Source organism: Escherichia sp. WS1152, assembly GCF_046487665.1.
GTDB classification, from domain to species: domain Bacteria; phylum Pseudomonadota; class Gammaproteobacteria; order Enterobacterales; family Enterobacteriaceae; genus Escherichia; species Escherichia coli.
In genome coordinates this window covers 203048-229410 of the sequence record NZ_JBJQJA010000003.1, presented here as the reverse complement: position 1 = coordinate 229410, position 26363 = coordinate 203048, and the positions used below count along the sequence as shown (strand labels likewise).

The window sequence follows — 26363 nt, the reverse complement described above, 5'->3', positions numbered from 1 at the left end:
CGTTAAGGATTTGTAAATTCGCACCGCGTAATAAGTTGGCAGTGATCACCCTGTTCGCGGTCATTTGGTCAAGAAGAGTGGCAATATGCGTATAACGATTATTCTGGTCGCACCCGCCAGAGCAGAAAATATTGGGGCAGCGGCGCGGGCAATGAAAACGATGGGGTTTAGCGAACTGCGGATTGTCGATAGTCAGGCACATCTGGAGCCAGCCACTCGCTGGGTCGCACATGGATCTGGTGATATTATTGATAATATTAAAGTTTTCCCGACGCTGGCTGAATCGTTACACGATGTCGATTTCACTGTCGCCACCACTGCACGCAGTCGGGCGAAATATCATTACTACGCCACGCCAGTAGAACTGGTGCCGCTGTTAGAGGAAAAATCTTCATGGATGAGCCATGCCGCGCTGGTGTTTGGTCGCGAAGATTCCGGGCTGACTAACGAAGAGTTAGCGTTGGCTGACGTTCTTACTGGTGTGCCGATGGTGGCGGATTATCCTTCGCTCAATCTTGGGCAGGCGGTGATGGTCTATTGCTATCAATTAGCAACATTAATACAACAACCGACGAAAAGTGACACAACGGCAGACCAACATCAACTGCAAGCTTTACGCGAACGAGCCATGGCATTGCTGACGACTCTGGCAGTGGCAGATGACATAAAACTGGTCGACTGGTTACAACAACGCCTGGGGCTTTTAGAGCAACGAGACACGGCAATGTTGCACCGTTTGCTGCATGATATTGAAAAAAATATCACCAAATAAAAAACGCCTTAGTAAGTATTTTTCAGCTTTTCATTCTGACTGCAACGGGCAATATGTCTCTGTGTGGATTAAAAAAAGAGTCTCTGACAGCAGCTTCTGAACTGGTTACCTGCCGTGAGTAAATTAAAATTTTATTGACTTAGGTCACTAAATACTTTAACCAATATAGGCATAGCGCACAGACAGATAAAAATTACAGAGTACACAACATCCATGAAACGCATTAGCACCACCATTACCACCACCATCACCATTACCACAGGTAACGGTGCGGGCTGACGCGTACAGGAAACACAGAAAAAAGCCCGCACCTGACAGTGCGGGCTTTTTTTTCGACCAAAGGTAACGAGGTAACAACCATGCGAGTGTTGAAGTTCGGCGGTACATCAGTGGCAAATGCAGAACGTTTTCTGCGGGTTGCCGATATTCTGGAAAGCAATGCCAGGCAGGGGCAGGTGGCCACCGTCCTCTCTGCCCCCGCCAAAATAACCAACCACCTGGTGGCGATGATTGAAAAAACCATTAGCGGCCAGGATGCTTTACCCAATATCAGCGATGCCGAACGTATTTTTGCCGAACTTCTGACGGGACTCGCCGCCGCCCAGCCGGGATTCCCGCTGGCGCAATTGAAAACTTTCGTCGACCAGGAATTTGCCCAAATAAAACATGTCCTGCATGGCATTAGTTTGTTAGGGCAGTGCCCGGATAGCATTAACGCTGCGCTGATTTGCCGTGGCGAGAAAATGTCAATCGCCATTATGGCCGGCGTGTTAGAAGCGCGTGGTCACAACGTTACCGTTATCGATCCGGTCGAAAAACTGCTGGCAGTGGGGCATTACCTCGAATCTACCGTCGATATTGCTGAGTCCACCCGCCGTATTGCGGCAAGTCGTATTCCGGCTGATCACATGGTGCTGATGGCAGGTTTCACCGCCGGTAATGAAAAAGGCGAACTGGTGGTACTTGGACGCAACGGTTCCGACTACTCCGCGGCGGTGCTGGCTGCCTGTTTACGCGCCGATTGTTGCGAGATTTGGACGGACGTTGACGGGGTTTATACCTGCGACCCGCGTCAGGTGCCCGATGCGAGGTTGTTGAAATCGATGTCCTACCAGGAAGCGATGGAGCTTTCCTACTTCGGCGCTAAAGTTCTTCACCCCCGCACCATTACCCCCATCGCCCAGTTCCAGATCCCGTGCCTGATTAAAAATACCGGAAATCCTCAAGCACCAGGTACGCTCATTGGTGCCAGTCGTGATGAAGACGAATTACCGGTCAAGGGCATTTCCAATCTGAATAACATGGCAATGTTCAGCGTTTCCGGCCCGGGGATGAAAGGAATGGTCGGCATGGCGGCGCGCGTCTTTGCTGCAATGTCACGCGCCCGTATTTCCGTGGTGCTGATTACGCAATCATCTTCCGAATACAGTATCAGTTTCTGCGTTCCGCAAAGCGACTGTGTGCGAGCTGAACGGGCAATGCAGGAAGAGTTCTACCTGGAACTGAAAGAAGGCTTACTGGAGCCGCTGGCGGTGACGGAACGGCTGGCCATTATCTCGGTGGTAGGTGATGGTATGCGCACCTTGCGTGGGATCTCGGCGAAATTCTTTGCCGCGCTGGCCCGCGCCAATATCAACATTGTCGCCATTGCTCAGGGATCTTCTGAACGCTCAATCTCTGTCGTGGTAAATAACGATGATGCGACCACTGGCGTGCGCGTTACTCATCAGATGCTGTTCAATACCGATCAGGTTATCGAAGTGTTTGTGATTGGCGTCGGTGGCGTTGGCGGTGCGCTGCTGGAGCAACTGAAGCGTCAGCAAAGCTGGTTGAAGAATAAACATATCGACTTACGTGTCTGCGGTGTTGCTAACTCGAAGGCTCTGCTTACCAATGTGCATGGCCTAAACCTGGAAAACTGGCAGGAAGAACTGGCGCAAGCCAAAGAGCCGTTTAATCTCGGGCGCTTAATTCGCCTCGTGAAAGAATATCATCTGCTGAACCCGGTCATTGTTGACTGCACCTCCAGCCAGGCAGTGGCGGATCAATATGCCGACTTCCTGCGCGAAGGTTTCCACGTTGTCACGCCGAACAAAAAGGCCAACACCTCGTCGATGGATTACTACCATCTGTTGCGTCATGCGGCGGAAAAATCGCGACGTAAATTCCTCTATGACACCAACGTTGGGGCTGGATTACCGGTTATTGAGAACCTGCAAAATCTGCTCAATGCTGGTGATGAATTGATGAAGTTCTCCGGCATTCTTTCAGGTTCGCTTTCTTATATCTTCGGCAAGTTAGACGAAGGCATGAGTTTCTCCGAGGCGACTACTCTGGCGCGGGAAATGGGTTATACCGAACCGGATCCGCGAGATGATCTTTCTGGTATGGATGTAGCGCGTAAACTATTAATTCTCGCTCGTGAAACGGGACGTGAACTGGAGTTGGCGGATATTGAAATTGAACCAGTGCTGCCCGCAGAGTTTAACGCCGAGGGTGATGTTGCCGCTTTTATGGCGAATCTGTCACAGCTCGACGATCTCTTTGCCGCGCGCGTGGCGAAGGCCCGTGATGAAGGAAAAGTTTTGCGCTATGTTGGCAATATTGATGAAGATGGCGTCTGCCGCGTGAAGATTGCCGAAGTGGATGGTAATGATCCGCTGTTCAAAGTGAAAAATGGCGAAAACGCCCTGGCCTTCTATAGCCACTATTATCAGCCGCTGCCATTGGTGCTGCGCGGATATGGTGCGGGCAATGACGTTACCGCTGCCGGTGTCTTTGCCGATCTGCTACGTACCCTCTCATGGAAGCTAGGAGTCTGACATGGTTAAAGTTTATGCCCCGGCTTCCAGTGCCAATATGAGCGTCGGGTTTGATGTGCTCGGGGCGGCGGTGACACCCGTTGATGGTGCATTGCTCGGAGATGTAGTCACGGTTGAGACGGCAGAGACATTCAGCCTCAACAACCTCGGACGTTTTGCCGATAAGCTGCCGTCAGAACCACGGGAAAATATCGTTTATCAGTGCTGGGAGCGTTTTTGCCAGGAGCTGGGCAAGCAAATTCCAGTGGCGATGACTCTGGAAAAGAATATGCCGATCGGTTCGGGCTTAGGCTCCAGCGCCTGTTCGGTGGTCGCGGCGCTGATGGCGATGAATGAACACTGCGGCAAGCCGCTTAATGACGCTCGTTTGCTGGCTTTGATGGGCGAGCTGGAAGGGCGTATCTCCGGCAGCATTCATTACGACAACGTGGCACCGTGTTTTCTTGGTGGTATGCAGTTGATGATCGAAGAAAACGACATCATCAGCCAGCAAGTGCCAGGGTTTGATGAGTGGCTGTGGGTGCTGGCGTATCCGGGGATTAAAGTCTCGACGGCAGAAGCCCGGGCTATTTTACCGGCGCAGTATCGCCGCCAGGATTGCATTGCGCACGGGCGACATCTGGCAGGCTTCATTCACGCTTGCTATTCCCGTCAGCCTGAGCTTGCCGCGAAGCTGATGAAAGATGTTATCGCAGAACCCTACCGTGAACGGTTACTGCCTGGCTTCCGGCAGGCGCGGCAGGCGGTCGCGGAAATCGGCGCGGTAGCGAGCGGTATCTCCGGCTCCGGCCCGACCTTGTTCGCTCTGTGTGACAAGCCGGATACCGCCCAGCGCGTTGCCGACTGGTTGGGTAAGAACTACCTGCAAAATCAGGAAGGTTTTGTTCATATTTGCCGGCTGGATACGGCGGGCGCACGAGTACTGGAAAACTAAATGAAACTCTACAATCTGAAAGATCACAATGAGCAGGTCAGCTTTGCGCAAGCCGTAACCCAGGGGTTGGGCAAAAATCAGGGGCTGTTTTTTCCGCACGACCTGCCGGAATTCAGCCTGACTGAAATTGATGAGATGCTGAAGCTGGATTTTGTCACCCGCAGTGCGAAGATCCTCTCGGCGTTTATTGGTGATGAAATCCCGCAGGAAATCCTGGAAGAGCGCGTGCGCGCGGCGTTTGCCTTCCCGGCTCCGGTCGCCAATGTTGAAAGCGATGTCGGTTGTCTGGAATTGTTCCACGGGCCAACGCTGGCATTTAAAGATTTCGGCGGTCGCTTTATGGCACAAATGCTGACCCATATTGCGGGCGATAAGCCAGTGACCATTCTGACCGCGACCTCCGGTGATACCGGAGCGGCAGTGGCTCATGCTTTCTACGGTTTACCGAATGTGAAAGTGGTTATCCTCTATCCACGAGGCAAAATCAGTCCACTGCAAGAAAAACTGTTCTGTACATTGGGCGGCAATATCGAAACTGTTGCCATCGACGGCGATTTCGATGCCTGTCAGGCGCTGGTGAAGCAGGCGTTTGATGATGAAGAACTGAAAGTGGCGCTGGGGTTAAACTCGGCTAACTCGATTAACATCAGCCGGTTGCTGGCGCAGATTTGCTACTACTTTGAAGCAGTTGCGCAGCTGCCGCAGGAAGCGCGCAACCAGCTGGTTGTCTCGGTGCCAAGCGGAAACTTCGGCGATTTGACGGCGGGTCTGCTGGCGAAGTCACTCGGTCTGCCGGTGAAACGTTTTATTGCTGCGACCAACGTGAACGATACCGTGCCACGTTTCCTGCACGACGGTCAGTGGTCACCCAAAGCGACTCAGGCGACGTTATCCAACGCGATGGACGTGAGTCAGCCGAACAACTGGCCGCGTGTGGAAGAGTTGTTCCGCCGCAAAATCTGGCAACTGAAAGAGCTGGGTTATGCAGCCGTGGATGATGAAACCACGCAACAGACAATGCGTGAGTTAAAAGAACTGGGCTACACTTCGGAGCCGCACGCTGCCGTAGCGTATCGTGCGCTGCGTGACCAGTTGAATCCAGGCGAATATGGCTTGTTCCTCGGCACCGCGCATCCGGCGAAATTTAAAGAGAGCGTGGAAGCGATTCTCGGTGAAACGTTGGATCTGCCAAAAGAGCTGGCAGAACGTGCCGATTTACCCTTGCTTTCGCATAATCTGCCCGCCGATTTTGCTGCGTTGCGTAAATTGATGATGAATCATCAGTAATATCTATTCATTATCTCAATCAGGCCGGGTTTGCTTTTATGCAGCCCGGCTTTTTTATGAAGAAATTATGGAGAAAAACGACAGGGAAAAAGGAGAAATTCTCAATAAATGCGGTAACTTAGAGATTAGGATTGCGGAGAATAACAACCGCCGTTCTCATCGAGTAATCTCCGGATATCGACCCATAACGGGCAATGATAAAAGGAGTAACCTGTGAAAAAGATGCAATCTATTGTACTCGCACTTTCCCTGGTTCTGGTCGCTCCCATGGCAGCGCAGGCTGCGGAAATTACGTTAGTCCCGTCAGTAAAATTACAGATAGGCGATCGTGATAATCGCGGTTATTACTGGGATGGCGGTCACTGGCGCGACCACGGCTGGTGGAAACAACATTATGAATGGCGAGGCAATCGCTGGCACCCACACGGACCGCCGCCACCGCCGCGTCACCATAAGAAAGCTCATCATGATCATCACGGCGGTCATGGTCCAGGCAAACATCACCGCTAAATGACAAATGCCGGGTAACAATCCTGCATTTAGCGCCTGATGCGACGCTGGCGCGTCTTATCAGGCCTACGTGAATTCTGCAATATATTGAATCTGCATGCTTTTGTAGGCCGGATAAGGCGTCCACGCCGCATCCGGCATTGACTACAAACTTAACGCTGCTCGTAGCGTTTAAACACCAGTTCGCCATTGCTGGAGGAAGCTTCATCAAAGAAGTAACCTTCGCTATTAAAACCAGTCAGTTGCTCTGGTTTGGTCAGCCGATTTTCAATAATGAAACGACTCATCAGACCGCGTGCTTTCTTAGCGTAGAAGCTGATTATCTTAAATTTGCCGTTCTTCTCATCGAGGAACACCGGCTTGATAATCTCGGCATTCAATTTCTTCGGCTTCACCGATTTAAAATACTCATCTGACGCCAGATTAATCACCACATTATCGCCTTGTGCTGCGAGCGCCTCGTTCAGCTTGTTGGTGATGATATCTCCCCAGAATTGATACAGATCTTTCCCTCGGGCATTCTCAAGACGGATCCCCATTTCCAGACGATAAGGCTGCATTAAATCGAGCGGGCGCAGTACGCCATACAAGCCGGAAAGCATTCGCAAATGCTGTTGGGCAAAATCGAAATCGTCTTCGCTGAAGGTTTCGGCCTGCAAGCCGGTGTAGACATCACCTTTAAACGCCAGAATCGCCTGGCGGGCATTCTCCGGCGTGAAATCTGGCTGCCAGTCATGAAAGCGAGCGGCGTTGATACCTGCCAGTTTGTCGCTGATACGCATCAGCGTGCTAATCTGCGGAGGCGTCAGTTTCCGCGCTTCATGGATCAACTGCTGGGAATTGTCTAACAGCTCCGGCAGTGTATATCGCGTGGTGGTCAACGGGCTTTGGTAATCAAGCGTTTTCGCGGGTGAAATAAGAATCAGCATATCCAGTCCTTGCAGGAAATTTATGCAGACTTTAGCAAAAAACGAGAATGAGTTGATCGATAGTTGTGATTACTCCTGCGAAACATCATCCCACGCGTCCCGAGAAAGCTGGCGACCGATATCCGGATAACGCAACGGATCAAACACCGGGCGCACGCCGAGTTTACGCTGGCGTAGATAATCACTGGCAATGGTATGAACCACAGGCGAGAGCAGTAAAATGGCGGTCAAATTGGTAATAGCCATGCAGGCCATTATGATATCTGCCAGTTGCCACATCAGCGGAAGACTTAGCAAGGTGCCGCCGATGACCGTTGCGAAGGTGCAGATCCGCAAACACCAGATCGCTTTAGGGTTGTTCAGGCGTAAAAAGAAGAGATTGTTTTCGGCATAAATGTAGTTGGCAACGATGGAGCTGAAGGCAAACAGAATAACCACGAGGGTAACAAACTCAGCACCCCAGGAACCCATTAGCACCCGCATCGCCTTCTGGATAAGCTGAATACCTTCCAGCGGCATGTAGGTTGTGCCGTTACCCGCCAGTAATATCAGCATGGCGCTTGCCGTACAGATGACCAGGGTGTCGATAAAAATGCCAATCATCTGGACAATTCCTTGCGCTGCCGGATGCGGAGGCCAGGACGCCGCTGCCGCTGCCGCGTTTGGCGTCGAACCCATTCCCGCCTCATTGGAAAACATACTGCGCTGAAAACCGTTAGTAATCGCCTGGCTTAAGGTATATCCCGCCGCGCCGCCTGCCGCTTCCTGCCAGCCAAAAGCACTCTCAAAAATAGACCAAATGACGTGGGGAAGTTGCCCGATATTTATTACGCAAATCACCAGGCTGGTCAGTACCCAGATTATCGCCATCAACGGGACAAACCCCTGCATGAGCCGGGCGACGCCATGAAGACCGCGAGTGATTGCCAGCAGAGCAAAGACAGCGAGAATAATGCCTGTCACCAGCGGGGGAAAATCAAAAGAAAAACTCAGGGCTCGGGCAACAGCGTTTGCCTGAACTCCGCTGAAAATTATGCCGTAGGCGATGAGCAAAAAGACGGCGAACAGAACGCCCATCCAGCGCATCCCCAGCCCGCGCGCCATATACCATGCCGGTCCGCCACGAAACTGCCCATTGACGTCACGTTCTTTATAAAGTTGTGCCAGGGAACATTCGGCAAACGAGGTCGCCATGCCGATAAACGCGGCAACCCACATCCAAAAGACGGCTCCAGGTCCACCGGCGGTAATAGCCAGCGCAACGCCGGCCAGGTTGCCGCTACCCACGCGCGCCGCAAGACTGGTACACAATGACTGAAATGAGGTTAAACCGCCTGGCTGTGGATGAATGCTATTTTTAAGACTTTTGCCAAACTGGCGGATGTAGCGAAACTGCACAAATCCGGTGCGAAAAGTGAACCAACAACCTGCGCCGAAGAGCAGGTAAATCATTACCGATCCCCAAAGGACGCTGTTAATAAAGGAGAAAAAATCTGGCATGCATATCCCTCTTATTGCCGGTCGCGATGACTTTCCTGTGTAAACGTTACCAATTGTTTAAGAAGTATATACGCTACGAGGTACTTGATAACTTCTGCGTAGCATACATGAGGTTTTGTTTAAAAATGGCGGGCGATATCAACGCAGTGTCAGAAATCCGAAACAGTCTCGCCTGGCGATAACCGTCTTGTCGGCGGTTGCGCTGACGTTGCGTCGTGATATCATCAGGGCAGACCGGTTACATCCCCCTAACAAGCTGTTTAAAGAGAAATACTATCATGACGGACAAATTGACCTCCCTTCGTCAGTACACCACCGTAGTGGCCGACACTGGGGACATCGCGGCAATGAAGCTGTATCAACCGCAGGATGCCACAACCAACCCTTCTCTCATTCTTAACGCAGCGCAGATTCCGGAATATCGTAAGTTGATTGATGATGCTGTCGCCTGGGCGAAACAGCAGAGCAACGATCGCGCGCAGCAGATCGTGGACGCGACTGACAAACTGGCAGTAAATATTGGTCTGGAAATCCTGAAACTGGTTCCGGGCCGTATCTCAACTGAAGTTGATGCGCGTCTTTCCTATGACACCGAAGCGTCAATTGCGAAAGCAAAACGCCTGATCAAACTCTACAACGATGCAGGTATTAGCAACGATCGTATTCTGATCAAACTGGCTTCTACCTGGCAGGGTATCCGTGCTGCGGAACAGCTGGAAAAAGAAGGTATCAACTGTAACCTGACCCTGCTGTTCTCCTTCGCTCAGGCTCGTGCTTGTGCGGAAGCGGGCGTGTTTCTGATCTCTCCATTTGTTGGCCGTATTCTTGACTGGTACAAAGCGAATACCGATAAGAAAGAGTACGCTCCGGCAGAAGATCCGGGCGTGGTTTCTGTATCTGAAATCTACCAGTACTACAAAGAGCACGGTTATGAAACCGTGGTTATGGGCGCAAGCTTCCGTAACATCGGCGAAATTCTGGAACTGGCAGGCTGCGACCGTCTGACCATCGCACCGGCACTGCTGAAAGAGCTGGCTGAGAGCGAAGGGGCTATCGAACGTAAACTGTCTTACACCGGCGAAGTGAAAGCGCGTCCGGCGCGTATCACTGAGTCCGAGTTCCTGTGGCAGCACAACCAGGATCCAATGGCAGTAGATAAACTGGCGGAAGGTATCCGTAAGTTTGCTATTGACCAGGAAAAACTGGAAAAAATGATCGGCGATCTGCTGTAATCATTCTTAGCGTGACCGGGAAGTCGGTCACGCTACCTCTTCTGAAGCCTGTCTGTCACTCCCTTCGCAGTGTATCATTCTGTTTAACGAGACTGTTTAAACGGAAAAATCTTGATGAATACTTTACGTATTGGCTTAGTTTCCATCTCTGATCGCGCATCCAGTGGCGTTTATCAGGATAAAGGCATCCCTGCGCTGGAAGAATGGCTGACATCGGCGCTAACCACGCCGTTTGAACTGGAAACCCGCTTAATCCCCGATGAGCAGGCGATCATCGAGCAAACGTTGTGTGAGCTGGTGGATGAAATGAGTTGCCATCTGGTGCTCACCACGGGCGGAACTGGCCCGGCGCGTCGTGACGTAACGCCCGATGCGACGCTGGCAGTAGCGGACCGCGAGATGCCTGGCTTTGGTGAACAGATGCGCCAGATCAGCCTGCATTTTGTACCAACTGCGATCCTTTCGCGTCAGGTGGGTGTGATTCGCAAACAGGCGCTGATCCTTAACTTACCCGGTCAGCCGAAGTCTATTAAAGAGACGCTGGAAGGTGTGAAGGACGCTGAGGGTAACGTTGTGGTACACGGTATTTTTGCCAGCGTACCGTACTGCATTCAGTTGCTGGAAGGGCCATACGTTGAAACGGCACCAGAAGTGGTTGCTGCATTCAGACCGAAGAGTGCAAGACGCGACGTTAGCGAATAAAAAAATCCCCCCGAGCGGGGGGATCTCAAAACAATTAGTGGGATTCACCAATCGGCAGAACGGTGCGACCAAACTGCTCGTTCAGCACTTCACCCATCGCCAGATAGATTGCGCTGGCACCGCAGATCAGACCAATCCAGCCGGCAAAGTGGATGATCGCGGCATTACCGGCAATGTTACCGATCGCCAGCAGGGCAAACAGCACGGTCAGGCTAAAGAAAACGAATTGCAGGACGCGTGCGCCTTTCAGCGTGCCGAAGAACATAAACAGCGTAAATACGCCCCACAGACCCAGGTAGACACCAAGGAACTGTGCATTTGGCGCATCGGTCAGACCCAGTTTCGGCATCAGCAGAATCGCAACCAGCGTCAGCCAGAAAGAACCGTAAGAGGTGAATGCGGTTAAACCGAAAGTGTTGCCTTTTTTGTACTCCAGCAGACCGGCAAAAATTTGCGCGATGCCGCCGTAGAAAATGCCCATGGCAAGAATAATACCGTCCAGAGCGAAATAACCCACGTTGTGCAGGTTAAGCAGAATGGTGGTCATGCCGAAGCCCATCAGGCCCAGCGGTGCCGGATTAGCCAACTTAGTGTTGCCCATAATTCCTCAAAAATCATCATCGAATGAATGGTGAAATAATTTCCCTGAATAACTGTAGTGTTTTCAGGGCGCGGCATAATAATCAGCCAGTGGGGCAGTGTCTACGATCTTTTGAGGGGAAAATGAAAATTTTCCCCGGTTTCCGGTATCAGACCTGAGTGGCGCTAACCATCCGGCGCAGGCAGGCGATTTGCAGTACGGCTGGAATCGTCACGCGATAGGCGCTGCCGCTGACCGCTTTAACCCCATTTAATGCTGCGCCCACAGGGCCTCCCAGACCCGCGCCGCGCAGCAAACCATGCCCAAGCACGCTCATTGCTGCGTGGGTGCGTAAAATGCGGGTCAATTGGCTGGAAAGCAAATGCGACACACCTTTTGCCAATAATTTGTCTTTCATCAGCAGCGGCAGCAGCTCTTCCAGCTCATTCACCCTGGCATCGACCGCGTGCAGAAACTCCTGCTTATGTTCCTCGTCCATTTTCTTCCAGGTATTACGCAGAAATTGTTCCAGTAACTGTTGCTCAATTTCAAACGTAGACATCTCTTTGTCGGCTTTCAGCTTCAATCGCTTTGAAACATCGAGCAAAATGGCCCGATACAATTTACCGTGTCCGCGCAGTTTGTTGGCGATACTATCGCCACCAAAATGCTGTAATTCTCCGGCAATCAGCTGCCAGTTGCGGCGATGTTGCTCGGGATGTCCTTCCATCGATTTAAACAGTTCGTTGCGCATCAGTACGCTGGAGAGGCGAGTTTTGCCTTTTTCATTATGGGTGAGCAGCCGGGCGAAATTTGCTAACTGTTCCTCACTACAATGCTGGAGAAAATCCAGATCTGAATCATTCAGGTAATTAACATTCATTTTTTGTGGCTTCTATATTCTGGCGTTAGTCGTCGCCGATAATTTTCAGCGTGGCCATATCCGATGAGTTCACCGTATGACCGGAAAAGGTGATTTTTGAGACGCAGCGTTTATTGTCGTTATCGCTGTTAATGTTGATCCAGTCAGTGGTTTGCCCTTCTTTTATTTCTGAAGGAATATTCAGGCTCTGACTGGCGCTACGGGCGGCTTTGAAATAAACCGATGCACCGCTTAACTGTAAATCGCCATGGTCGGCAGAGAGTTGTATGCGTTTCACAATGCGACAAACAGGAAGTTTCAGCGCCAGATCGTTGGTTTCGTTACGCGGCATTGCAATGACGCCGAGGAGTTTATGGTCGTTTGCCTGCGCCGTGCAGCACAGCATCAGGCTAATCGCCAGGCTGGCGGAAATCGTAAAAACGGATTTCATAAGGATTCTCTTAGTGGGAAGAGGTAGGGGGATGAATACCCACTAGTTTACTGCTGATAAAGAGAAGATTCAGGCACGTAATCTTTTCTTTTTATTACAATTTTTTGATGAATACCTTGACTGCGATTCATTCTTTATATGAATAAAATTGCTGTCAATTTTACGTCTTGTCCTGCCATATCGCGAAATTTCTGCGCAAAAGCACAAAAAATTTTTGCATCTCCCCCTTGATGACGTGGGTTACGACCCCATTTAGTAGTCAACCGCAGTGAGTGAGTCTGCAAAAAAATGAAATTGGGCAGTTGAAACCAGACGTTTCGCCCCTATTACAGACTCACAACCACATGATGACCGAATATATAGTGGAGACGTTTAGATGGGTAAAATAATTGGTATCGACCTGGGTACTACCAACTCTTGTGTAGCGATTATGGATGGCACCACTCCTCGTGTGCTGGAGAACGCCGAAGGCGATCGCACCACGCCTTCTATCATTGCCTATACCCAGGATGGTGAAACTCTGGTTGGTCAGCCGGCTAAACGTCAGGCAGTGACGAACCCGCAAAACACCCTGTTTGCGATTAAACGCCTGATTGGCCGCCGCTTCCAGGACGAAGAAGTACAGCGTGATGTTTCCATCATGCCGTTCAAAATTATTGCTGCTGATAACGGCGACGCATGGGTCGAAGTTAAAGGCCAGAAAATGGCACCGCCGCAGATTTCTGCTGAAGTGCTGAAAAAAATGAAGAAAACCGCTGAAGATTACCTGGGTGAACCGGTAACTGAAGCTGTTATCACCGTACCGGCATACTTTAACGATGCTCAGCGTCAGGCAACCAAAGACGCAGGCCGTATCGCTGGTCTCGAAGTAAAACGTATCATCAACGAACCGACTGCAGCTGCGCTGGCTTACGGTCTGGACAAAGGTACTGGCAACCGTACTATCGCGGTTTATGACCTGGGTGGTGGTACTTTCGATATTTCTATTATTGAAATCGACGAAGTTGACGGCGAAAAAACCTTCGAAGTTCTGGCAACCAACGGTGATACCCACCTGGGTGGTGAAGACTTCGACAGCCGTCTGATCAACTATCTGGTTGAAGAATTCAAGAAAGATCAGGGCATTGACCTGCGCAACGATCCGCTGGCAATGCAGCGCCTGAAAGAAGCGGCAGAAAAAGCGAAAATCGAACTGTCTTCCGCTCAGCAGACCGACGTTAACCTGCCGTACATCACTGCAGACGCGACCGGTCCGAAACACATGAACATCAAAGTGACTCGTGCGAAACTGGAAAGCCTGGTTGAAGATCTGGTAAACCGTTCCATTGAGCCGCTGAAAGTTGCACTGCAGGACGCTGGCCTGTCCGTATCTGATATCGACGACGTTATCCTCGTTGGTGGTCAGACTCGTATGCCAATGGTTCAGAAGAAAGTTGCTGAGTTCTTTGGTAAAGAGCCGCGTAAAGACGTTAACCCGGACGAAGCTGTAGCAATCGGTGCTGCTGTTCAGGGTGGTGTTCTGACTGGTGACGTAAAAGACGTACTGCTGCTGGACGTTACCCCGCTGTCTCTGGGTATCGAAACCATGGGCGGTGTGATGACGACGCTGATCGCGAAAAACACCACTATCCCGACCAAGCACAGCCAGGTGTTCTCTACCGCTGAAGACAACCAGTCTGCGGTAACCATCCACGTGCTGCAGGGTGAACGTAAACGTGCGGCTGATAACAAATCTCTGGGTCAGTTCAACCTGGATGGTATCAACCCGGCACCGCGCGGTATGCCGCAGATCGAAGTTACCTTCGATATCGATGCTGACGGTATCCTGCACGTTTCCGCGAAAGATAAAAACAGCGGTAAAGAGCAGAAGATCACCATCAAGGCTTCTTCTGGTCTGAACGAAGATGAAATCCAGAAAATGGTACGCGACGCAGAAGCTAACGCCGAAGCTGACCGTAAGTTTGAAGAGCTGGTACAGACTCGCAACCAGGGCGACCATCTGCTGCACAGCACCCGTAAGCAGGTTGAAGAAGCAGGCGACAAACTGCCGGCTGACGACAAAACTGCTATCGAGTCTGCGCTGACTGCACTGGAAACTGCTCTGAAAGGTGAAGACAAAGCCGCTATCGAAGCGAAAATGCAGGAGCTGGCACAGGTTTCCCAGAAACTGATGGAAATCGCCCAGCAGCAACATGCCCAGCAGCAGACTGCCGGTGCTGATGCTTCTGCAAACAACGCGAAAGATGACGATGTTGTCGACGCTGAGTTTGAAGAAGTCAAAGACAAAAAATAATCGCCCTGTAAACGGGTAATTATACTGACACGGGCGAAGGGGAATTTCCTCTCCGCCCGTGCATTCATCTAGGGGCAATTTAAAAAAGATGGCTAAGCAAGATTATTACGAGATTTTAGGCGTTTCCAAAACAGCGGAAGAGCGTGAAATCAAAAAGGCCTACAAACGCCTGGCCATGAAATACCACCCGGACCGTAACCAGGGTGACAAAGAGGCCGAGGCGAAATTTAAAGAGATCAAGGAAGCTTATGAAGTTCTGACCGACTCGCAAAAACGTGCGGCATACGATCAGTATGGTCATGCTGCGTTTGAGCAAGGTGGCATGGGCGGCGGCGGTTTTGGCGGCGGCGCAGACTTCAGCGATATTTTTGGTGACGTTTTCGGCGATATTTTTGGCGGCGGACGTGGTCGTCAACGTGCGGCGCGCGGTGCTGATTTACGCTATAACATGGAGCTCACCCTCGAAGAAGCTGTACGTGGCGTGACCAAAGAGATCCGCATTCCGACTCTGGAAGAGTGTGACGTTTGCCACGGTAGCGGTGCAAAACCAGGTACACAGCCGCAGACCTGTCCGACCTGTCATGGTTCTGGTCAGGTGCAGATGCGCCAGGGTTTCTTTGCCGTGCAGCAGACCTGTCCACACTGTCAGGGCCGCGGTACGCTGATCAAAGATCCGTGCAACAAATGTCATGGTCATGGTCGTGTTGAGCGCAGCAAAACGCTGTCCGTTAAAATCCCGGCAGGGGTGGACACTGGAGACCGCATCCGTCTTGCGGGCGAAGGTGAAGCGGGCGAGCATGGCGCACCGGCAGGCGATCTGTACGTTCAGGTTCAGGTTAAACAGCACCCGATTTTCGAGCGTGAAGGCAACAACCTGTATTGCGAAGTCCCGATCAACTTCGCTATGGCGGCGCTGGGTGGCGAAATCGAAGTACCGACCCTTGATGGTCGCGTCAAACTGAAAGTGCCTGGCGAAACCCAGACCGGTAAGCTATTCCGTATGCGCGGTAAAGGCGTCAAGTCTGTCCGCGGTGGCGCACAGGGTGATTTGCTGTGCCGCGTTGTCGTCGAAACACCTGTAGGCCTGAACGAGAAGCAGAAACAGCTGCTGCAAGAGCTGCAAGAAAGCTTCGGTGGCCCAACCGGCGAGCACAACAGCCCGCGCTCAAAGAGCTTCTTTGATGGTGTGAAGAAGTTTTTTGACGACCTGACCCGCTAACCTCCCCAAAAGCCTGCCCGTGGGCAGGCCTGGGTAAAAATAGGGTGCGTTGAAGATATGCGAGCACCTGTAAAGTGGCGGGGATCACTCCCCGCCGTTGCTCTTACTCGGATTCGTAAGCCGTGAAAACAGCAACCTCCGTCTGGCCAGTTCGGATGTGAACCTCACAGAGGTCTTTTCTCGTTACCAGCGCCGCCACTACGGCGGTGATACAGATGACGATCAGGGCGACAATCATCGCCTTATGCTGCTTCATTGCTCTCTTCTCCTTGACCTTACGGTCAGTAAGAGGCACTCTACATGTGTTCAGCATATAGGGGGCCTCGGGTTGATGGTAAAATATCACTCGGGGCTTTTCTCTATCTGCCGTTCAGCTAATGCCTGAGACAGACAGCCTCAAGCACCCGCCGCTATTATATCGCTCTCTTTAACCCATTCTGTTTTATCGATTCTAATCCGGAAGACGCCTCGCATTTTTATGGCGTAATTTTTTAATGATTTAATTATTTAACTTTAATTTATCTCTTCATCGCAATTATTGACGACAAGCTGGATTATTTTTGAAATATTGGCCTAACAAACATCGCCGACTGACAACAAATTAATTATTACTTTTCCTAATTAATCCCTCAGAAATCCTCACCTTAAGCTATGATTATCAGGGCTTAGGGTCACCCGTCAGCGCTTACAGCCGTCAAAAACGCATCTCACCGCTGATGGCGCAAATTCTTCTATAGATCGTAAAAAACGAATTATTCCTACACTATAATCTGATTTTAACGATGATTCGTGCGGGGTAAAATAGTAAAAACGATCTATTCACCTGAAAGAGAAATAAAAAGTGAAACATCTGCATCGATTCTTTAGCAGTGATGCCTCGGGAGGCATTATTCTTATCATTGCCGCTATCCTGGCGATGATGATGGCCAACAGCGGCGCAACCAGTGGATGGTATCACGACTTTCTGGAGACGCCGGTTCAGCTCCGGGTTGGTTCACTCGAAATCAACAAAAACATGCTGTTATGGATAAATGACGCGCTGATGGCGGTATTTTTCCTGTTAGTCGGTCTGGAAGTTAAACGTGAACTGATGCAAGGATCGCTAGCCAGCTTACGCCAGGCCGCATTTCCAGTTATCGCCGCTATTGGTGGGATGATTGTGCCGGCATTACTCTATCTGGCCTTTAACTATGCCGATCCGATTACCCGCGAAGGGTGGGCGATCCCGGCGGCTACTGACATTGCCTTTGCACTTGGTGTGCTGGCGCTGTTGGGAAGTCGTGTTCCGTTAGCACTGAAGATCTTTTTGATGGCTCTGGCTATTATCGACGATCTTGGGGCCATCATTATCATCGCATTGTTCTACACTAATGACTTATCGATGGCCTCTCTTGGCGTCGCGGCTGTAGCAATTGCGGTACTCGCGGTATTGAATCTGTGTGGTGTACGCCGCACGGGCGTCTATATTCTGGTTGGCGTAGTGTTGTGGACTGCAGTGTTGAAATCGGGGGTTCACGCAACCCTGGCGGGGGTAATTGTCGGCTTCTTTATTCCTTTGAAAGAGAAGCATGGGCGTTCTCCAGCGAAGCGACTGGAGCATGTGTTGCACCCGTGGGTGGCGTATCTGATTTTACCACTGTTTGCATTTGCTAATGCTGGCGTTTCACTGCAAGGCGTCACGCTGGATGGCTTGACCTCCATTCTGCCATTGGGGATCATCGCTGGCTTGCTGATTGGCAAACCGCTGGGGATTAGTCTGTTCTGCTGGTTGGCGCTGCGTTTGAAACTGGCGCATCTGCCTGAGGGAACGACTTATCAGCAAATTATGGCTGTGGGGATCCTGTGCGGTATCGGTTTTACTATGTCTATCTTTATTGCCAGCCTGGCCTTTGGTAGCGTAGATCCAGAGCTGATTAACTGGGCGAAACTCGGTATCCTGGTCGGTTCTATCTCTTCGGCGGTAATTGGATACAGCTGGTTACGCGTTCGTTTGCGTCCATCAGTTTGACAGGACGGTTTACCGGGGAGCCATAAACGGCTCCCTTTTCATTGTTATCAGGGAGAGAAATGAGCATGTCTCATATCAATTACAACCACTTGTATTACTTCTGGCATGTTTATAAAGAAGGTTCTGTGGTTGGCGCAGCGGAGGCGCTTTATTTAACACCACAAACCATTACCGGACAGATTCGGGCGCTGGAAGAGCGCCTGCAAGGCAAATTATTTAAGCGCAAGGGACGTGGTCTCGAGCCCAGCGAGCTGGGGGAGCTGGTCTATCGCTATGCCGATAAAATGTTCACCTTGAGCCAGGAAATGCTGGATATCGTGAACTATCGTAAAGAATCCAATTTATTGTTTGACGTTGGCGTGGCTGATGCACTTTCCAAACGTCTGGTCAGTAGCGTGCTGAATGCTGCAGTAGTAGAAGGCGAGCCAATTCATCTTCGCTGCTTCGAATCCACCCACGAAATGCTGCTGGAGCAATTAAGCCAGCATAAACTGGATATGATCATTTCCGACTGTCCGATAGATTCTACGCAGCAGGAAGGTCTGTTCTCCGTGAGAATTGGCGAATGTGGCGTGAGTTTCTGGTGTACAAATCCACCGCCGGAAAAACCGTTCCCAGCTTGTCTGGAAGAACGGCGGCTTTTGATTCCTGGGCGACGTTCAATGTTAGGGCGCAAATTGCTTAACTGGTTTAACTCCCAGGGATTAAACGTAGAAATCCTTGGCGAGTTTGATGATGCCGCGTTGATGAAAGCTTTTGGTGCGATGCACAATGCAATCTTCGTTGCCCCAACGCTTTATGCATATGACTTTTATGCCGATAAAACTGTCGTAGAAATTGGTCGCGTCGAGAATGTGATGGAAGAGTACCATGCTATTTTTGCTGAGCGGATGATTCAGCACCCGGCGGTACAGCGAATCTGCAATACGGATTATTCTGCGCTTTTTAGTCCAGCGGTGCGTTAATCGGCAGCTCCCCCAAAGTTAAGGTGGGGGGAGATAGATTAGTTGTACATTACCACGATTTTGACTCGGCTCATTATTTGCCCGCTTGAGACATTGTTTCCATATGTACGCGGGCGAATAAATAGAGGAATCTGATTACTTCCTTCATGGGGATGCTGAAAAGAGTAGTAATTGCTTTTACCATACTGGATTTCATTCGTACCATCATTGGAGAGTTGAAAGCCTATTTGACCCGCACCGTCCTCACTGTTTTCTAACTCATTTTTTAATATGCTGGTTCCTGACTCCTGTATCGTCACTGGTTCAAAGTAATATTCAACGTCACTGGGTTCAAAAACTAATTCACCTTGCTCGCCCTGGATGCAGTCAAATCTTATATGATGAAACTGATAATTTTCATTATTGATACGAGACAGTACAAATCGTCCAGTGTCGATGGATTGATCTTCAAAACCACAGGTCATTAAATTTACCTGTAAAATAGTATTTAAATTAAAATTAAAGCGGACGCTATTACAATTAGTATTATTCCCTGTACATGAACTCACTTCAATTTCGAACAACAAAGGAAAAGGAGTTCCTGGAAAAATATCTGCGGTGTTGGAACTATCTGATACAGATGCGATAGAGTATGGAATGGTGAAATTTATCGCAGATAGCATCTCTTCTAAATTATAAGATGACTTCCCTGGAAGCTCTATTTTTTTACCGTCAGATTCAAAGGGGAAATTAATAATATAATGACGACTTCCGACTTTAAACCTTAAAGCGTTCTGTGTTAAAAAATGAACTTTAATGGCGTTAGTCGTCTCTTGCAAGTCTGCACACTCAATGATATTTCCGGTGTTTTCAATTTTTTCGGCGGTGAGATTACCTTTCATACTCAGTGGCTTGAGTATATATGTTCCACGTTGTTCCCCGATATTGGTCAATCCACAGGGAGCACTTTGCACAATAAAAGAATATAGACTCAAGGTGATTAATAAAAGCCACTTCATAGTAAACTCCTTTTACTGGCATATATATGTTTTGTTTTCATCGATAACGTGTTGAAAAGTAATAGTACAGAATAAATTCTGTTCATCATTGAGAGCAACTTTTATGCCAGTTGGAATTTCATCTACGCGAATAAAAAGGCGACTACCCTGGCCAACGACTCCAATATTGTTTTCCTGGAGATCCAGTACGTCATAGCCAAAAGTTAATGGCGAACCATCGGGACGCAGTGCCTGTATATACCAGGGCTTACGTTGGTCAGTTGTAAACTGCACATAAGAAACTGCTCCACGGTAAGGCGCAATAATTTGACGATTGCCCTGCAATTCGGTTTCACTTTCACTGTTTGCTATATCAAGTACCAGATGGTTTTCACGATGAGGTATCATCAGGTCGTAAACAACCTGGCCTTTGCTGTTTGTTCGGTTGTATTTTTGTCCATTAATATGCGCCCCTTCTAACCCAGGCGCATCCAGAATTGCAAATGTATCGGATAGCTGGTTAGTGATATTAATACCACCGGGCCAGACAACTAATGCACTACTAATACTTCCACCACTTTGCCAGGCGTTTTTAGAATGGCTATAGCTGCCATCTATTGTGGCGATTGGAGTTCTCCAGCTTAAATTCGTACCAAGCGAGGTATCATTATTTTGTTGTTGCTGATTAACATATATACCATAATTTAACTGATCATGTTCACCGGCTATGCCAGTAATTCCAGTATTGTTGGAGGAATAGCCATCTTTGGAAAATGAGGTAGAATTCGATAAGTTAATTTGGTGACGTGTTTTGGCAATATCATCACCCCAGTAGAAAGGAATGGAGATAAACAGATTAAAACGCTCCTCTTCTTTATCGTTTTCATCATAGGATTGGCTGGCAGAGAAAGTATAACTAATGTGTTGCCAGTTATTGGAGTAACTGAATTGGTAATCTTTAGCATTTCCACTTCGCCCCCAGTAATTCCGCCAAAGTACACTTAATGATACATTTCCCAGATAATTGGATAAAGGTTGCATTATATTGGCAGAAAGGCTATTTTTTCTGCCAATATCATAAAAATCATCATAGTCACTCTGATGATTTATTTTATCATTTTCGTAAAGATGGTCGCTGAATGTCCTGTAATCCTGCGAAGCATAACGCCAGGCGGCCACGCTAAAGTGAGTGGCCGTTTGCAATAGATATTTATTATAGGCGACCTGATAGCTCGTACCTTCGTGTCTGGTATCATTATTTAACTTACTACTCGATCGGGTAGCGTCAAAAGAGATGGCACCCAGCGGTGTATTCCAACCATTTCCCAGAGTTATAGCATTATAGTTATCGGATAAAATCGTACCGCCATAAAGTGTCAAAAGATTGTTGAGGCCATATATATAATTTGCCTCGAGAAAGTCCTCCTGATTCTTTACACCATATATCTTACTGCGTCCGGCGATAAAATCGAAATTTGAAATACCAGGTTGCAGCATGTTAGGCACGGAAGAGTAGGGCACCAAAAAGGAACGAACACTGCCATCTGCTTCCTTTATGCTGACATCGAGATCAGAGCCGCTGCCCGAGAGTTGCAAATCTGCGATAGTAAATGGTCCCGGGGGAACCTCTTTTTGGTAAATGATGTAGCCATTTTGCGAAACAGTTATCAAGGCATTACTTTGCGCAACACCTTGTACTAAAGGTGTAAAGCTCTGCATAGAATCAGGTAGCATTTGCATATCGCGAAATAAGCGTATTCCGCTAAATCTCAGAGAGTCGAATATGAGTGAGGATGTGTAATTTTCTCCTATCTGAACTGTGCTTAATATCTGCGACCAGCCACGTTCCAGGTAAAGAGTATTACTTTGCCATTTGCCTTTCATATCATCAGGTTTGCTATAACTGGCATCAGAGTGTAACTGCCAACTAAATAAATTTAATCCGCTGTTAAACCGGCCATAACTGGCTGTATGACTGTTATTATTGCTGTCATAAGAGCGATACTGACTTAAATTATAGGAGGTATAAAAAGCATCAATGCCGCGATCCCAACTTTCTGGGGGAACGTAGCCTCTTTCAAGTTCATTGATATACGCCTGTGGTACTGTTAAATTTAGTCGGTGTTCACTGATATCCCACTGATATTGTCCACCATGAACCGCTTTATCCAGTAAAATACAATTATCTTCTGTATTGAGGTTACCGGTCTTTACCCCCAGTTTGGTTAGTAGCACCTTAGGCAGACATGGTTTGACTGGTGACTCTGGGATCGTGATATCTTGTTTTCCACGCCACTGGTTATTTACATAAAAATCAAGTTCGTAGTTTCCTGGAAGCGGTTGTTTATTATCGAAATGATATTCGGAAACTTTTTCTCCTTTCATGCCGCCGATCATAAAGTGTGTATCAAAAGTTTCTTCAGCATAACCCGGAAAAGAATACAAAAAAATAATAGCAGCGACCCATCGTGTCGTCCTTAACATGACTTTTTCCTGTTATCTCGCGGCGATTTTACTATGGATGTTATTCCCGTAATCATCAACTACCGTTAGTTCATATTCTGATGCGTGGTTATTTTTTAATGTAATGTCGTTATTTGAAAATGGAGGCAGTAAGATACTTTCATTATTAACTTTCACGTTTTGTGCTTTGATAGTTGTAACCGTTATCCAGTTGGCTGTTTCGTTGTTTATTGAGATGGCGTTATTTTTCTTTTTGATATTTAATTGAGAAAGGCTTTTTTTATCTACCGGAGCTATTCCGCTTGGACGCCAAAGTAGCTTTATACGGTTTTGCAATGCAAGTTTAATTTTGTTTTTTCCTGCATTTTGTGGGTTGTTTGGAGGGATATCCAGAACATTTAGGTAAAATAAACTTTCTTTATTGTGAGGCAAATTGTTTGGCATTTTTCTTATTTTAAGTTGTTGGCCAGAACCACCTGCTACACGACTTACTGGCGGTGTGAGAATAAATGGGACCTGAATTTTTTCTGGCGCGATAGTGGTGTTCCCATCATCGATCCATGCCTGAATTAAAGAGGCATTTTTACTTTGATTCATTAACTGTACGAGAACTTCTCTGTTTTTTTCAGGATAAATAATGCGCGTACCATAGATGACCACACCGGCATGAACAGGTAAAATAAAAAATGACATCAGTAATGCTATTATTATTCTCACGTAATCACTCCGTAAATAATACCGGTAGCAGAGCTACCGGCAAAAAACGTTAATCTGCACTGATTTTAATCGTTACGGTTGACTCTACGGAGCCTTTTGTAACAGGATTGCCACTTGTGCGGGCATATTGTGCATTTAAATTGAGAAAATATTGACCAGAGCCATTATCTTTCAGCGGTGTTTTTAACCCTGGTCTCATTCTGGTCAAAGTCCCATCATCGAGGAAAATGGCAAAGCCAATGTTCTCAGCAGTTCCTTTATTCAGCGTAAAGTTATTAGCATCAAACTCTGATGCTAGTACTTCGATACTTGGGGCTGTATTTCCGTCACACTGAATTTCTAAGTCATGAGAGGTTGAACCGGTTTTTAAAGTATAGATTTCATTATTGATAAGTTGATTCATTGCACTGGTTACAACATCTTCGACAACGATATCTGTTGTCGAATCACCATTAACAAAGTAACACGTTGTATCAACAACTTCTCCTCTAATGGTTAGTGTTCCTTGATCGACATCCTTGGCGAAGGTTGTTGCGCTAAACATCAACGTTGTCGCAACGAAGGGAATAATATACTTTTTCATAAATCATCCTTAATTAACTGGTATGGAAGGTCACTCGTTTTCAAACCCGATTATGTGATCAGGTTGTTATTATTTAGATTAATGTTTAAATTTTTTAATTTCTTGATGTGAAGTTGATGAAAGTTTGAAAATTTAATATTCTTAATTGTTCCCTTCTTTATAAGAAGAGCAAGGTGCCATCATTAGAGTGACAGAGTAGGATGTTTCAGAGCATGCTTCAGATTATTTTTTATTTCTCTGCAGTTAATTAATAATTATCACAGGTAATTTCATTCTGAAATTACTTCTTTTTTGGGTGTTTTAATCTTGATGAGATATTTTTTTCATAAGGAACATAGACTCGTTGATGCTCTGAAGGTATTTTCTCATTTCTGGGGATGTTTTGTCGTAATCGTGCATAAACTTTTTCAGTTCTTTATACACATCATTATTTAGCTTTACATTGTCGCGAACTAAAGTTTGTACCAATGGTATCAAAATTTCGAAACGGGACGGTTTGTCATCAATACTTGCCAGGGTTTTGAATACTCCTGTGTATCTGTAACCTAAGTGCTTATTGACAAGTTGAGTGGTCCATCGGCCAGGCATAATATCTTCACAGCGCAAATTTTTTATCATGGTATTAGTGAACGATGTTCCAAATATGTTGCTTTTTTTAATGAAGAGGTTGTTTATTTCTCCATTTGAAAAGATGGTGTTTGATAAGTCGCTTTCAAAACATGATATATTGGATAATACACAACCAAAATAATACCCATATGAAAGGTTGCTCTTTTTTATTGTTATATTTGATAGCAACAGTTTATTTATATTAATATTAGGGGTAGTCACATACTGGATCTTTTGCTCGTTAAGTTCATACATCTCCAGCGATTTATTATAGGGTAATAAAAGTATAAATTCCTTTATATTATCTCCGCAGTAAGAAAAGACAACATCAAATTTATTGGTGATCATGTTTTCAGTTGAGCAGTAAGCTGATTTTTCTATTAACCGACTGGGCACGCTTTTAAATAAAGATAATTTTTCACATAGTTGTGAATATGCCGCATTGCTAGTTTTAAAATTCTGCCATGTTATTTGCTGGTTATCATCTGTCGATGAGGAGGGGATTTTATTGCATTGCTCATTGTATAGCTCAGGGAAAATATTTTTTTTAATTAGCTTTTTGATTTCCTGGTTAAGATGACTTTTTTTCTTGTCTATTGCACTATATTTAGCGTTTTGTGACGTCTCCTGATGAGCATAAAATGACTGGAGATTTCTGCAGGCCTCATAAAATATTTCAGGAGTATATAGCTGTGGGTATATTTCCTGGTTGAAGTTTGCCTTTAAAAACTTAACGAATTTTTCATAGCATTCTTGATATATCTTAATCTCTTCAGAAAGACATTCGCTTGTTCTGTCATCAAAAACATCCAATCTAAGTAATGTGATGCCTTTGTGTTTAAAAAAAGAAAATTGAACTGTATGTTCTATGAGTTTACATCTATAAAAATGTGCATCTCTCAGATGAGTATATTGAAAAAAATTATGGAGGACTGGAGATGGTTTAGGCAAATCCTGGCTTCTGAAAAAGTCATCAAACAAAATTAAGAACTCTGTTTTATACTCGCAAAACACTTTTACTAACTCATTTTGTCTTGTTTTATTTATTATTACATCATCTACTATATTTGATTTATAAAGACAATGTGGCGAAGTTGAGATACCATCTGTCATTATCAGTCCTTGAAGTTGATGAATTTTTATTAATTTAATTTATGAGTGAATGTGACTACTATCAAAAATCGCTCATTAATTTTAAGAAGTACAATATAAATAGGTATTTAACCTGTGTTGATTGCTGTTAATAATTTACAAGGTCTAATGAGGAGATATTTATGAATGGTTAAAGTATATAGGAATTTAATTCAAAAATAGAGTGGTCTTAAGTTTAATACCTCAATGTGTATCACAATATCCATATTCTTTGTGGGGGAGTCTGGAGATTGAGTAGATATTCTTGTTCAGAATGTATCAGCCGATGGTTCTACGATTCTTAAGCCACTAAGAGTTCAGATAGTGCAACGGCATGTCTGCAAGAACCTGCAACTTTTGACTATCTGGCAACCGGCAGTGTGTTCTCTCACGCATCACAAAAGCAGCAGGCATAAAAAAACCCGCTTGCGCGGGCTTTTTCACAAAGCTTCAGCAAATTGGCGATTAAGCCAGTTTGTTGATCTGTGCAGTCAGGTTAGCCTTATGACGTGCAGCTTTGTTTTTGTGGATCAGACCTTTAGCAGCCTGACGGTCCACGATCGGTTGCATTTCGTTAAATGCTTTCTGTGCAGCATCTTTGTCGCCAGCTTCGATAGCTGCGTATACTTTCTTGATGAAAGTACGCATCATAGAGCGACGGCTTGCGTTGTGCTTACGAGCCTTTTCAGACTGAATGGCGCGCTTCTTAGCTGATTTGATATTAGCCAAGGTCCAACTCCCAAATGTGTTCTATATGGACAATTCAAAGGCCGAGGAATATGCCCTTTTAGCCTTCTTTTGTCAATGGATTTGTGCA

General features: G+C 47.3%; 24 protein-coding genes and 1 other annotated feature. Of the genes, 12 read left to right on the top strand and 12 right to left on the bottom strand.

What is annotated here, in order from left to right:
* Positions 1 to 85 precede the first annotated feature (85 nt).
* From ACJHW7_RS07270 to ACJHW7_RS07245, 6 genes are all read left to right on the top strand, one after another.
* Positions 86 to 772, top strand: coding sequence for a tRNA/rRNA methyltransferase (locus ACJHW7_RS07270; protein ID WP_001223166.1), 687 nt, complete (start codon positions 86 to 88; stop codon positions 770 to 772).
* Positions 773 to 985: 213 nt separating this feature from the next.
* Positions 986 to 1051 (top strand): thr operon leader peptide, encoded by a 66-nt coding sequence (gene thrL / locus ACJHW7_RS07265; RefSeq protein WP_001386572.1) that lies wholly within the window; start codon positions 986 to 988, stop codon positions 1049 to 1051.
* Positions 987 to 1106: a sequence feature (Thr leader region), on the top strand. (Overlaps the previous gene by 65 nt.)
* Before the next feature lie 25 nt (positions 1107 to 1131).
* On the top strand, positions 1132 to 3594 hold the full coding sequence (gene thrA / locus ACJHW7_RS07260; protein ID WP_001264698.1) for a bifunctional aspartate kinase/homoserine dehydrogenase I: 2463 nt from the start codon (positions 1132 to 1134) through the stop codon (positions 3592 to 3594).
* Between the two features lies 1 nt (position 3595).
* Positions 3596 to 4528, top strand: a complete 933-nt coding sequence (thrB, locus tag ACJHW7_RS07255) for a homoserine kinase (RefSeq protein WP_021556390.1) — start codon at positions 3596 to 3598, stop codon at positions 4526 to 4528.
* Positions 4529 to 5815, top strand: coding sequence for a threonine synthase (thrC, locus tag ACJHW7_RS07250; RefSeq protein WP_000781063.1), 1287 nt, complete (start codon positions 4529 to 4531; stop codon positions 5813 to 5815).
* Between the two features lie 213 nt (positions 5816 to 6028).
* Positions 6029 to 6325: a DUF2502 domain-containing protein gene (locus ACJHW7_RS07245; protein WP_000738721.1), complete on the top strand. Its 297-nt coding sequence runs from the start codon at positions 6029 to 6031 to the stop codon at positions 6323 to 6325.
* A 152-nt stretch (positions 6326 to 6477) separates the two neighbouring features.
* Here the strand turns inward: ACJHW7_RS07245 and yaaA are convergent, their stop codons facing one another.
* Positions 6478 to 7254 carry a peroxide stress protein YaaA gene (gene yaaA / locus ACJHW7_RS07240; protein ID WP_000906203.1) on the bottom strand — a complete coding sequence of 259 codons (777 nt, stop codon included), beginning with the start codon at positions 7252 to 7254 and terminating at the stop codon, positions 6478 to 6480.
* A 69-nt stretch (positions 7255 to 7323) separates the two neighbouring features.
* The gene (locus tag ACJHW7_RS07235; RefSeq protein WP_001112591.1) at positions 7324 to 8754 is read right to left on the bottom strand and encodes an alanine/glycine:cation symporter family protein; all 1431 of its coding nucleotides are present in this window, start codon (positions 8752 to 8754) and stop codon (positions 7324 to 7326) included.
* Between the two features lie 278 nt (positions 8755 to 9032).
* On the opposite strand from ACJHW7_RS07235, the gene tal reads away from it, so the two are divergent.
* Entirely contained in the window at positions 9033 to 9986 is a 954-nt protein-coding gene (tal, locus tag ACJHW7_RS07230) for a transaldolase (protein WP_000130185.1), read from the top strand.
* Between the two features lie 114 nt (positions 9987 to 10100).
* The gene (gene mog, locus ACJHW7_RS07225) at positions 10101 to 10688 is read left to right on the top strand and encodes a molybdopterin adenylyltransferase (RefSeq protein ID WP_001295414.1); all 588 of its coding nucleotides are present in this window, start codon (positions 10101 to 10103) and stop codon (positions 10686 to 10688) included.
* Between the two features lie 34 nt (positions 10689 to 10722).
* On the opposite strand, the gene satP is transcribed toward mog, so the two are convergent.
* The 3 genes from satP to ACJHW7_RS07210 form a co-directional block, all read right to left on the bottom strand.
* A complete protein-coding gene (satP, locus tag ACJHW7_RS07220; RefSeq protein ID WP_000528538.1) occupies positions 10723 to 11289 on the bottom strand; it encodes an acetate uptake transporter in 567 nt (188 codons plus the stop codon).
* Between the two features lie 148 nt (positions 11290 to 11437).
* A complete protein-coding gene (gene msyB, locus ACJHW7_RS07215; protein WP_001102367.1) occupies positions 11438 to 12151 on the bottom strand; it encodes an acidic protein MsyB in 714 nt (237 codons plus the stop codon).
* 25 nt (positions 12152 to 12176) lie between these two features.
* Positions 12177 to 12581: a DUF2541 family protein gene (locus tag ACJHW7_RS07210; protein ID WP_000843568.1), complete on the bottom strand. Its 405-nt coding sequence runs from the start codon at positions 12579 to 12581 to the stop codon at positions 12177 to 12179.
* Positions 12582 to 12957: 376 nt separating this feature from the next.
* Here ACJHW7_RS07210 and dnaK point away from each other — a divergent pair, with 376 nt between their 5' ends.
* Both dnaK and dnaJ read left to right on the top strand, forming a co-directional pair.
* Positions 12958 to 14874 (top strand): molecular chaperone DnaK, encoded by a 1917-nt coding sequence (gene dnaK / locus ACJHW7_RS07205; protein WP_000516135.1) that lies wholly within the window; start codon positions 12958 to 12960, stop codon positions 14872 to 14874.
* An 88-nt stretch (positions 14875 to 14962) separates the two neighbouring features.
* Positions 14963 to 16093, top strand: coding sequence for a molecular chaperone DnaJ (dnaJ, locus tag ACJHW7_RS07200; RefSeq protein WP_001118464.1), 1131 nt, complete (start codon positions 14963 to 14965; stop codon positions 16091 to 16093).
* 103 nt (positions 16094 to 16196) lie between these two features.
* Here the strand turns inward: dnaJ and mokC are convergent, their stop codons facing one another.
* Positions 16197 to 16349, bottom strand: coding sequence for a type I toxin-antitoxin system toxin MokC (gene mokC / locus ACJHW7_RS07195; RefSeq protein ID WP_000809168.1), 153 nt, complete (start codon positions 16347 to 16349; stop codon positions 16197 to 16199).
* Between the two features lie 585 nt (positions 16350 to 16934).
* Between mokC and nhaA the strand changes: the two genes are divergently transcribed.
* Entirely contained in the window at positions 16935 to 18101 is a 1167-nt protein-coding gene (nhaA, locus tag ACJHW7_RS07190; protein ID WP_000681368.1) for a Na+/H+ antiporter NhaA, read from the top strand.
* 65 nt (positions 18102 to 18166) lie between these two features.
* Positions 18167 to 19066 carry a transcriptional activator NhaR gene (gene nhaR, locus ACJHW7_RS07185; RefSeq protein ID WP_001338226.1) on the top strand — a complete coding sequence of 300 codons (900 nt, stop codon included), beginning with the start codon at positions 18167 to 18169 and terminating at the stop codon, positions 19064 to 19066.
* 38 nt (positions 19067 to 19104) lie between these two features.
* Here the strand turns inward: nhaR and ACJHW7_RS07180 are convergent, their stop codons facing one another.
* From ACJHW7_RS07180 to rpsT, 6 genes are all read right to left on the bottom strand, one after another.
* A complete protein-coding gene (locus ACJHW7_RS07180) occupies positions 19105 to 20064 on the bottom strand; it encodes a hypothetical protein (protein ID WP_040234470.1) in 960 nt (319 codons plus the stop codon).
* 12 nt (positions 20065 to 20076) lie between these two features.
* The gene (locus ACJHW7_RS07175) at positions 20077 to 22527 is read right to left on the bottom strand and encodes a fimbrial biogenesis outer membrane usher protein (RefSeq protein ID WP_040234471.1); all 2451 of its coding nucleotides are present in this window, start codon (positions 22525 to 22527) and stop codon (positions 20077 to 20079) included.
* Between the two features lie 12 nt (positions 22528 to 22539).
* Positions 22540 to 23223: a fimbria/pilus periplasmic chaperone gene (locus ACJHW7_RS07170; RefSeq protein ID WP_001220139.1), complete on the bottom strand. Its 684-nt coding sequence runs from the start codon at positions 23221 to 23223 to the stop codon at positions 22540 to 22542.
* A 49-nt stretch (positions 23224 to 23272) separates the two neighbouring features.
* Positions 23273 to 23806, bottom strand: a complete 534-nt coding sequence (locus ACJHW7_RS07165; protein ID WP_000759928.1) for a fimbrial protein — start codon at positions 23804 to 23806, stop codon at positions 23273 to 23275.
* 300 nt (positions 23807 to 24106) lie between these two features.
* The gene (gene espX1, locus ACJHW7_RS07160; protein ID WP_040234472.1) at positions 24107 to 25528 is read right to left on the bottom strand and encodes a type III secretion system effector EspX1; all 1422 of its coding nucleotides are present in this window, start codon (positions 25526 to 25528) and stop codon (positions 24107 to 24109) included.
* Positions 25529 to 26011: 483 nt separating this feature from the next.
* Positions 26012 to 26275 carry a 30S ribosomal protein S20 gene (gene rpsT / locus ACJHW7_RS07155; protein ID WP_337450323.1) on the bottom strand — a complete coding sequence of 88 codons (264 nt, stop codon included), beginning with the start codon at positions 26273 to 26275 and terminating at the stop codon, positions 26012 to 26014.
* Positions 26276 to 26363: the final 88 nt, after the last annotated feature.

Coding starts and splice junctions, on each gene's coding strand:
- ACJHW7_RS07165 (WP_000759928.1), bottom strand. CDS start 23,806: ATGAAAAAGTATATTATTCCCTTCGTTGCGACAACGTTGATGTTTAGC.
- mokC (WP_000809168.1), bottom strand. CDS start 16,349: ATGAAGCAGCATAAGGCGATGATTGTCGCCCTGATCGTCATCTGTATC.
- thrC (WP_000781063.1), top strand. CDS start 4,529: ATGAAACTCTACAATCTGAAAGATCACAATGAGCAGGTCAGCTTTGCG.
- nhaR (WP_001338226.1), top strand. CDS start 18,167: ATGTCTCATATCAATTACAACCACTTGTATTACTTCTGGCATGTTTAT.
- tal (WP_000130185.1), top strand. CDS start 9,033: ATGACGGACAAATTGACCTCCCTTCGTCAGTACACCACCGTAGTGGCC.
- satP (WP_000528538.1), bottom strand. CDS start 11,289: ATGGGCAACACTAAGTTGGCTAATCCGGCACCGCTGGGCCTGATGGGC.
- ACJHW7_RS07180 (WP_040234470.1), bottom strand. CDS start 20,064: ATGAAGTGGCTTTTATTAATCACCTTGAGTCTATATTCTTTTATTGTG.
- dnaJ (WP_001118464.1), top strand. CDS start 14,963: ATGGCTAAGCAAGATTATTACGAGATTTTAGGCGTTTCCAAAACAGCG.
- mog (WP_001295414.1), top strand. CDS start 10,101: ATGAATACTTTACGTATTGGCTTAGTTTCCATCTCTGATCGCGCATCC.
- ACJHW7_RS07235 (WP_001112591.1), bottom strand. CDS start 8,754: ATGCCAGATTTTTTCTCCTTTATTAACAGCGTCCTTTGGGGATCGGTA.
- ACJHW7_RS07270 (WP_001223166.1), top strand. CDS start 86: ATGCGTATAACGATTATTCTGGTCGCACCCGCCAGAGCAGAAAATATT.
- espX1 (WP_040234472.1), bottom strand. CDS start 25,528: ATGACAGATGGTATCTCAACTTCGCCACATTGTCTTTATAAATCAAAT.
- ACJHW7_RS07175 (WP_040234471.1), bottom strand. CDS start 22,527: ATGTTAAGGACGACACGATGGGTCGCTGCTATTATTTTTTTGTATTCT.
- dnaK (WP_000516135.1), top strand. CDS start 12,958: ATGGGTAAAATAATTGGTATCGACCTGGGTACTACCAACTCTTGTGTA.
- ACJHW7_RS07210 (WP_000843568.1), bottom strand. CDS start 12,581: ATGAAATCCGTTTTTACGATTTCCGCCAGCCTGGCGATTAGCCTGATG.
- msyB (WP_001102367.1), bottom strand. CDS start 12,151: ATGAATGTTAATTACCTGAATGATTCAGATCTGGATTTTCTCCAGCAT.
- yaaA (WP_000906203.1), bottom strand. CDS start 7,254: ATGCTGATTCTTATTTCACCCGCGAAAACGCTTGATTACCAAAGCCCG.
- thrB (WP_021556390.1), top strand. CDS start 3,596: ATGGTTAAAGTTTATGCCCCGGCTTCCAGTGCCAATATGAGCGTCGGG.
- thrA (WP_001264698.1), top strand. CDS start 1,132: ATGCGAGTGTTGAAGTTCGGCGGTACATCAGTGGCAAATGCAGAACGT.